We start from the raw sequence: 7,286 nt of genomic DNA, 5'->3' as shown, positions 1-7,286 counted from the left end.
CCACCGCAGGCGGCGATCCAATCGCCCCGGCCTCGCCGCAGCCCTTTACACCCAACGGGTTGTGCGTGCACGGCGTCTGGCTCGAATGATCCACGGTATAGAACGGCACGTCATCGGCCCGCGGCATGGCATAGTCCATGAAGGACGCGCTCAGCAGCTGACCGTTCTCGTCATAGACGCAGTTCTCGAGCAAGGCCTGACCGATCCCCTGTCCGATACCGCCATGCACCTGGCCATCAACGATCATCGGGTTGATGATGTTGCCGAAATCATCCGCCGCGGTGAACCGTTCGATGGTCACCTGCCCGGTCTCGGGGTCAACCTCGACCTCGCAGGCATAGGCGCCGGCCGGGAAGGTAAAGTTCGCCGGATCATAGAACGCGGTCTCCTCCAGCCCCGGCTCGACCTCTAGCGGGAAGTTGTGCGGAACATAGGCCGTCAGGGTCACATCGCCCCAGGCCACCGACTTGTCGGTGCCGGCCACGGTGAACTGGCCATCCTTCAGCTCGATATCGGCCTCGGACGCCTCCAGCAGATGCGCCGCGATCTTCTTGGCCTTTTCGATCACCTTCTCGGTCGCCTTGACCATGGCCGATCCACAAACCGCCAGCGAGCGCGAGCCATAGGTGCCCATACCGAACGGGATCTTCGAGGTATCGCCGTGCACGATCTCGACCATCGACTCGTCGATGCCGATCATGTCGGCCACGACCTGCGGAAAGGCCGTCTCGTGCCCCTGCCCGTGGCTGTGGGCCCCGACCATGACGCTGATCGAGCCGGTGGCGTTCACCCGCACGGTTGCCGCGTCATACAGGCCCGCACGCGCCCCCAGCATCCCCACGATGTTCGAGGGCGCGATGCCGCAGGCCTCGATATAGCAGTTCACGCCCAGGCCGCGCAGCTTGCCCCGCGCCTCGCTTTCGGCGCGTCGCGCCGGGAAGCCCGCGAAATCGGCGGCTTGCTCCAGCTTGTCCATGGTGCCGTTGTAGTCGCCGGTATCATAGGTCAGCGCCACCGGCGTGTCATAGGGGAACTGCGTGATGAAGTTCTGCCGACGCAGCGCAACCGGATCAACGCCCAGCTCGCGCGCGGCCTTGTCGATCACGCGCTCCAGCTGATAGGTCGCCTCGGGGCGGCCTGCGCCGCGATAGGCATCCACCGGCACGGTGTTGGTGAACATCGCCCGCACGTTCACCTGAATGACCGGCGTCTTGTAGTTGCCCGCCATCAGCGTCCCGTGCAGCCAGGTCGGCACCGAACTGGAAAACGTCGACAGATACGCCCCCAGATTGGCATAGGTATGGGTCCGCAGCCCGACGAAATTGTTGTCGGCATCCAGCGCCAGCTCGATCTTGCTGACATGGTCGCGGCCCTGCGCATCCGACATGAACGCCTCGGACCGGCTGGCCGTCCACTTGACCGGGCGGTTGCACGCCTTGGCCGCGAAGGTGCAGAACGCCTCTTCTGCGTAGTGGAAGATCTTGGTGCCGAAACCGCCACCCACGTCCGGCGCCACGACGCGGACCTTGTGCTCGGGCAGGCCCAGCACGAAGGCACACATCAGCAACCGGATCACATGCGGGTTCTGCGAGGTGGTATAGAGCGTGTATTCATCCGTGCCCCGGCTGTATTCCGCCACGGCCACGCGCGGCTCCATCGGGTTGGCGACCAGACGATTGTTCACCAGTTCCAAGGTGGTGACATGCGCCGCATTGGCGAACACCTCGTTCACCTTGTCATCGTCGGCCTCGCCCAACTGCCAGTCATAACAGATATTGTTTTTCAGATCGTCATGGACCAACGGCGCGCCCTCTTCAGCGGCGGCTTTCATGTCCAGAACGGCGGGCAATTCCTCGATATCCACGTCGATTGCTTCGGCCGCGTCACGGGCCTGTTCCAGGCTGTCGGCCACGACGGCCGCGATCGGGTCGCCCACATGGCGCACCTTGCCTTGCGCCAGGATCGGGTGCGGCGGTTCCTGCATGGGCGCGCCATGCTTGTCGGTCACCTCCCAGCCGCAGGGCATGCCGCCCACGCCTTCGAAATCTTTGCCGGTAAACACCCGAACCACGCCGGGCATGGCCTCGGCGGCGGACGTGTCGATGCTTTTGATCCGGCCATGTGCGATGTCAGATCGCAGAAAATACACATAGGCCTGACCGCGGATGTTGATGTCGTCGGTGTAATTGCCCGCTCCGGTCAAAAAGCGCACGTCCTCGCGGCGCTTGGAACTGGCTCCGATGCCACTGTCTTTGGGCATAGCTTGTTCTCCTCCCATAAACGGATGCTTGTGCGCATCCCTGTCATCCCACGGGCGCATCCTCCTGCGCCCGCAGCGGCATCACTCGGCAGCGATGTGGCTGACGTCCTGGCCGGACGCGGCCATGATCGCCTTGACGATGTTGTGGTACCCGGTGCAGCGGCACAGGTTGCCTTCCAGGTATTTGCGGATTTCGGCCTCGGTCGGGCGCGGGTTCTCCTTCAGCAGGGCCGCGGCCGACATTACCATGCCGGGCGTGCAGAAACCGCATTGCAGGCCGTGATGATCCTGAAACGCCTGCTGAATCACGTTCAGCGATCCGTCCGGGTTGGCCTGCCCCTCGATGGTGCCGACCTCGGCCCCGTCCGCCTCGAGCGCCAGCATGTTGCAGGACTTCACCGCCGCGCCGTTCACATGAACCACGCAGGCGCCGCATTGGGCCGTGTCACAGCCCACATGGGTACCGGTCAGCGACAGGTGATCGCGCAGAAAGCTGGACAGCAGCGTCCGGCCCTCGACATCACCGCTCACGGTCTTTCCGTTCACGGTCATTGAGACCTGTGTCATAAGTTCCTCCCATTTTCGTATTTATCCTTGGCCCGAGTTAAACACGGGAAAAGTCGTTTGAGAACAAAAATCTTGGCCGTTTCGAACCCGTCCATTGGGGGGCAATTGCCAACATGTATTGCAGGTCGCCAGCGGAGCGAAACTGCCGTTACGTCACTTTGTGTTTCGCGCGGGGTTGCGGACGGGTCGGGATTTCCTTGAGCAGACCGCCGACGCCCATCGCCGCGATATCGGCACCCGTCGTCGGGATCCCGCAGGCCACCCGCGAGAGCACCCAGTCGGCCCCGTTCAACGCGGGCGAGCGTGCGCATCCCGGCAAACCGATGACCGGCCGCTTGCCCAAAGCCCCGAGAAACAACAGGTTGCCCGGATCAACCGGCATGCCGAAGCGCTCCACCTGTCCGCCCGCGCGCCGAACGGCCTGCGGCGCGACGTCCTCGACATCGGATGTGGCCGAGCCGGTCAGGATCATCACGATATCGGTGTTCATCCGGGACAATGCCTGCGCCAGAGCGTCGATCGCGTGCGGAACGATCTGCACGTCGTCCAGGCTCAGACCCAGGGCCTCGACCCGGCCGCGCATCGCGGCGATACCCTTGTCGTTGGGCGGCCCGCCGGGGATGTCGGTCACCACCAGCCCGGCGCTGCCAAACTTCGGCGTGGCAAGGCGAATGGCTCCCTTGGCCAGCTTCGCCGCACGCTGAACGTCCGCCAGCGGCACCGCGTAGGAAATGACCTTGATCGTGGCGACCATGCCGCCCGCACCCATCTGCTGATGCTGAGGAACGGTGGCCACCGTGATCATCGGGTTGACCTGATTGAACGCAAGCAGAGCCTCAACGTCCAGAACGGCAACCCCAGCTTGATCCGCAATCAGGTTGACGCGGCCCGTAAACGGATCGGTCACGCGCAAGTTGGCACCCTTCGGATCCGGGGTCAGCGCCGCGGCCAATTGGCGCGCTGCCTCGTCCTCGTGACAGTCGCCGGGTTCCAGCCGCGCTACGACCACCTCGGACACGCCCGCCTCGGTCAACAAGGCAACATGCGCGTCGCCTAGCATCATTCCCTTGCGCAGCTTTTTCGTGCCAGCCATGACCGAATGCGCAAGGATCGCACCCTTCGCGTCCGCAACCGGTAATGGGCCGAATTTCATGCCTTGCCCCGCAGCACGGCCGTCATCTGCGCGATGATCGCAACAGCAATCTCAGCCGGTCCTGCAGCACCGATATCCAGACCGATCGGCCCATGAATGCGCTGCAACTGCGTTGCCGAGAATCCCGCCTCGGTCATCCGCTGCACCCGTTTGGCATGGGTGCGCGACGACCCCAGCGCGCCGATATAGAACACGTCCGAGTTCAGCGCAGCCTGCAGAGCCGGATCATCCAGCTTGGGGTCGTGGGTCAGCAGAACCATCGCCGTGCGCGCATCCAGACCGATGCTGGCCACGGCCTCGTCCGGCCAGTCGGTCAGCAGCTTTTCACCGGGAAAACGGGATTTGGACGCAAACGCCTCGCGCGGGTCGATGATGATCGGGTCATAACCCGCGATCCGCACCATCGGTACCAGTGCCTGCGCGATATGGACCGCGCCCACCACGATCAGCCGCAAGGGCGGGTTGTGCACGGCCACGAAGGTCTGACCATCTTCTTCGAACCCCGAGCGATCCATGCGCAGCCGGTCCGCATAGGCGTTGCGCCGCAGCGCGCGGTGGCCGGTCTCGACATTGACCTCATAGGCCATGGGCTCGCGCCGCGCCCGCGCCGCCACCAGTTCGGCCAGCATCGGTTCTGGCAGGACCGAGCCCACCGGCTCGACCAGAACCCGGATCGTGCCTCCGCAGGCCAGCCCGACGGCAAAGGCATCCTCGTCGCTGACACCGAATTCCAACAGGCGCGCCTCGCCCTCCTGCATGGCCTCGAGCGCCTCGACGATCACCGCGCCTTCGACACATCCGCCCGAGACCGAGCCTTCGATCCGGCCGTCGCCGCCGATGACCAGCTGGGCACCCGCCCGCCGGGGCGCGCTGCCCCAGGTTTCGACGACGGTGGCCAACGCGGCTCCACGCCCTTTGCGGAACCACGCCAGAGCCGTTTCCGGGCTGTTGTCAAATCTGTCCATCGGAGCCTCCCGCCTGATCCGCTTCAACATAAGCAGGTTTTGCGGGATGAAAAGCAACCCGGCACGTCACCGCGCGCCGGGCTTTCAAGGATATGCGCAGCGGGCCGTCACTCGGCCGGATGCGCTTGCCCTGAGGGTTGGCCCAACAGCCGTTCGGGCAGCGCAAAGGCAATGGCGATGAACGCCAGGCCCAGAACAATGCCCAGAATGTCGCCAGGCAGGCCTGTTACAGCATCATAGCCCGACCCCGGTACGATACCGAGTGTTACCTTTCCGCCCCAGATCGGGTCGAGCAGGCCGCTGGCCTTCCACATCGGATAGGTCATCATGTAGGCCGCAGCGCCCAGCAATCCGCCCGCCACGAAGAACAGCGCGTCCTTGCGCCCCGAGGCCGCGGCCACCAAGCCCGTTCCGGGGCAAAAGCCGGCCATCGCCCAGCCGGCCCCCAGCAGCAGCCCGCCCAGGAAGACGCCGGCATAGGCCGCCTTGATCGACATATGGCCCACATCGACCAGCCCGATCATCTGACCGCCGAACATCAGAACCGAACCAAGTCCGATGGCCAGCATGATCGCCTTGGCCAACCGCAGATCCGTCAGGTTCAGCATCTTGTTGATGGTCGAAGGGTTCGACGCGCCGGCCCGATCAAGGACCGCGCCAAATGCGACCCCGATGACAATTGCAAGTATGATCGACATCATGGCTCAGGCCTCCTTCTTGAACATCAGGATCGAAACGGTGATCGCGGCGGCAAAAGCTCCGGCGGCGAAAATGTACCCGCTGACGGCCGTCTGCATCATGCCCGACATCATGTGCCCGGACGTGCAGCCCCCGGCCAGCCGTGCCCCGTACAAAACGATGAAACCTCCCAGAAAGGCGACCAGATAGCGTTTCAACGGGTCGTCGCCGTAATTCGCCCGCCACAATGCGGGAACCTTGCGGTCCTGGCCCTCGATACCGCCCCGGGCCCTAGCCGACAGGAACCCGCCTAACATCATCGCAAGGACGAAGACAAAGGAATAGTTCAGCGGGTTCGCAACCGATTTCGCGTATTTGCCCCCGGATTTCGCCAGATAGGCGTTGGTCGAGGTATAGCCCTCATCGGTTGCGGTCACGAAATCCGGGTTGACGGCATCGGCGATGATGCCGTCCAGAATGACGAACTGCGTGGACACGCCGATCGGCTTGACCAGCAAGATCGCCAAAAAGAACACAAGGCCGAGCAGAACTCCACCCGCTTTCCAGGTCATTGGCATGGCATTTCCTCCTGAAGATTCTCACATTCCATTTCCCTTATATTTTAAGCATTCCGTTTCCTGCATGATTTGGATCAAATGGCCCGGGAGCCTCCGGTTGATTAACGCGAGCCGCCGCTCTACGCTCGCGACGCCGGTCTGCGGTATCCCTGATTTTCGAGATTTGGAGACGAACATGTTGAAACACATTTCCGCATCTTTCTTGGCGGCGCTTGTCGCGGCAGCCCCCGCCTGGGCAGACACATTCGAAAAATACGGAGAGGTCGAGGGCTGGAAGGTCTTCATCGACAACGACAAGAAATCCTGCCTGATCGAGGCCGTGGACGACGTGGAAAACGTGGTTCAGATGGGCCTGACCGAAGATCGCGGCGTGGGATATGTCGGGGTCTTTACCAAGGCCGAAACCGACATCAAGCGTGGCGAGAAGGAAGGGGTCGCGATCCTTTTGGGCGACAACCTCTATGTCGGCGAGGCAACTGGCATGAAGGGCAACATCACCAAGGGCTATTCGGGCGGCTATGTCCTGTCGGACGATCCGCAATTCGCCGATGATCTGGCGCGCCAGAAGGTGATGATCGTCTTCCCCGAGAAGTCTTTTGGCTTCACCGTCGATCTGACCGGCACCTACAAGGCCATGGAAATGGCACGCGAATGCAATGAGAAACTGATGCAGTAACTACTATGACAAAGCCGCCATCAGGCGCGCTTTTTCTCCCTGGTCGTCGGGTCTTGAGATCACGGCGGCCAGATCCTCGAGCGATGCAATAGAGTGACCGGCGCGGAAGCTGTCCACATGCGGCAGCATGGCGGCGACGCCCTGCGCCTTGGGCGCGAACCCGTCCCAGCGCAGCAGCGGGTTAAGCCAGATCAGTCGACGGGCCGACAGGTGCAGGCGTTCGATCTCTTTTTCCAGCAGATCGGGGTCACCCCGTTCCAGCCCGTCTGTGATCAGCAGCACGACGGCCCCCTGCCCCATAACTCGGCGCGACCAGTCTCGGTTGAACTGGTGCAGGCATTCGCCGATGCGCGTGCCGCCCTCCCAATCCTGCGCCTCGGCCCCGGCGGCGGCCAGCGCCGCATCGACG

General features: G+C 63.2%; 8 protein-coding genes. 1 reads left to right on the top strand and 7 read right to left on the bottom strand.

Going from position 1 to position 7,286, the window contains the following annotated elements:
* The 6 genes from AC2FMM_RS18290 to AC2FMM_RS18265 all read right to left on the bottom strand — a co-directional run.
* On the bottom strand, positions 1 to 2,260 hold a 2,260-nt coding region (locus AC2FMM_RS18290), incomplete at its 3' end, for a xanthine dehydrogenase family protein molybdopterin-binding subunit (protein WP_496797352.1).
* Positions 2,261 to 2,341: 81 nt separating this feature from the next.
* On the bottom strand, positions 2,342 to 2,827 hold the full coding sequence (locus tag AC2FMM_RS18285; protein WP_073279505.1) for a (2Fe-2S)-binding protein: 486 nt from the start codon (positions 2,825 to 2,827) through the stop codon (positions 2,342 to 2,344).
* A 148-nt stretch (positions 2,828 to 2,975) separates the two neighbouring features.
* The gene (locus AC2FMM_RS18280; protein WP_496797351.1) at positions 2,976 to 3,980 is read right to left on the bottom strand and encodes a molybdopterin-binding protein; all 1,005 of its coding nucleotides are present in this window, start codon (positions 3,978 to 3,980) and stop codon (positions 2,976 to 2,978) included.
* Positions 3,977 to 4,945, bottom strand: coding sequence for an XdhC family protein (locus AC2FMM_RS18275; RefSeq protein WP_496797350.1), 969 nt, complete (start codon positions 4,943 to 4,945; stop codon positions 3,977 to 3,979). Before AC2FMM_RS18275 ends, AC2FMM_RS18280 begins: the two co-directional genes overlap by 4 nt.
* A 107-nt stretch (positions 4,946 to 5,052) precedes the next feature.
* The gene (locus AC2FMM_RS18270) at positions 5,053 to 5,646 is read right to left on the bottom strand and encodes a DUF6691 family protein (protein ID WP_496797349.1); all 594 of its coding nucleotides are present in this window, start codon (positions 5,644 to 5,646) and stop codon (positions 5,053 to 5,055) included.
* A gap of 3 nt (positions 5,647 to 5,649) precedes the next feature.
* Complete coding sequence (locus AC2FMM_RS18265) at positions 5,650 to 6,201, bottom strand: YeeE/YedE thiosulfate transporter family protein (protein WP_496679757.1); 552 nt, start codon at positions 6,199 to 6,201, stop codon at positions 5,650 to 5,652.
* A gap of 175 nt (positions 6,202 to 6,376) precedes the next feature.
* On the opposite strand from AC2FMM_RS18265, the gene AC2FMM_RS18260 reads away from it, so the two are divergent.
* On the top strand, positions 6,377 to 6,877 hold the full coding sequence (locus AC2FMM_RS18260; protein WP_496679754.1) for a hypothetical protein: 501 nt from the start codon (positions 6,377 to 6,379) through the stop codon (positions 6,875 to 6,877).
* Positions 6,878 to 6,880: 3 nt separating this feature from the next.
* Here the strand turns inward: AC2FMM_RS18260 and AC2FMM_RS18255 are convergent.
* Positions 6,881 to 7,286, bottom strand: a 406-nt coding sequence (locus AC2FMM_RS18255) for a VWA domain-containing protein (protein WP_496797348.1), incomplete at its 5' end; no start/stop codon positions are given.

It is taken from the genome of Ruegeria sp. BHSC043, assembly GCF_059612985.1.
Note: the sequence above shows the minus strand (reverse complement) of the source record. Positions and strands in the feature narration are given on the sequence as shown.

What these genes read in the sequence shown, in the direction of transcription:
- AC2FMM_RS18270 (WP_496797349.1), bottom strand. Translation starts at nt 5,646, where the DNA reads ATGATGTCGATCATACTTGCAATTGTCATCGGGGTCGCATTTGGCGCG.
- AC2FMM_RS18285 (WP_073279505.1), bottom strand. Translation starts at nt 2,827, where the DNA reads ATGACACAGGTCTCAATGACCGTGAACGGAAAGACCGTGAGCGGTGAT.
- AC2FMM_RS18265 (WP_496679757.1), bottom strand. Translation starts at nt 6,201, where the DNA reads ATGCCAATGACCTGGAAAGCGGGTGGAGTTCTGCTCGGCCTTGTGTTC.
- AC2FMM_RS18260 (WP_496679754.1), top strand. Translation starts at nt 6,377, where the DNA reads ATGTTGAAACACATTTCCGCATCTTTCTTGGCGGCGCTTGTCGCGGCA.
- AC2FMM_RS18275 (WP_496797350.1), bottom strand. Translation starts at nt 4,945, where the DNA reads ATGGACAGATTTGACAACAGCCCGGAAACGGCTCTGGCGTGGTTCCGC.
- AC2FMM_RS18280 (WP_496797351.1), bottom strand. Translation starts at nt 3,980, where the DNA reads ATGAAATTCGGCCCATTACCGGTTGCGGACGCGAAGGGTGCGATCCTT.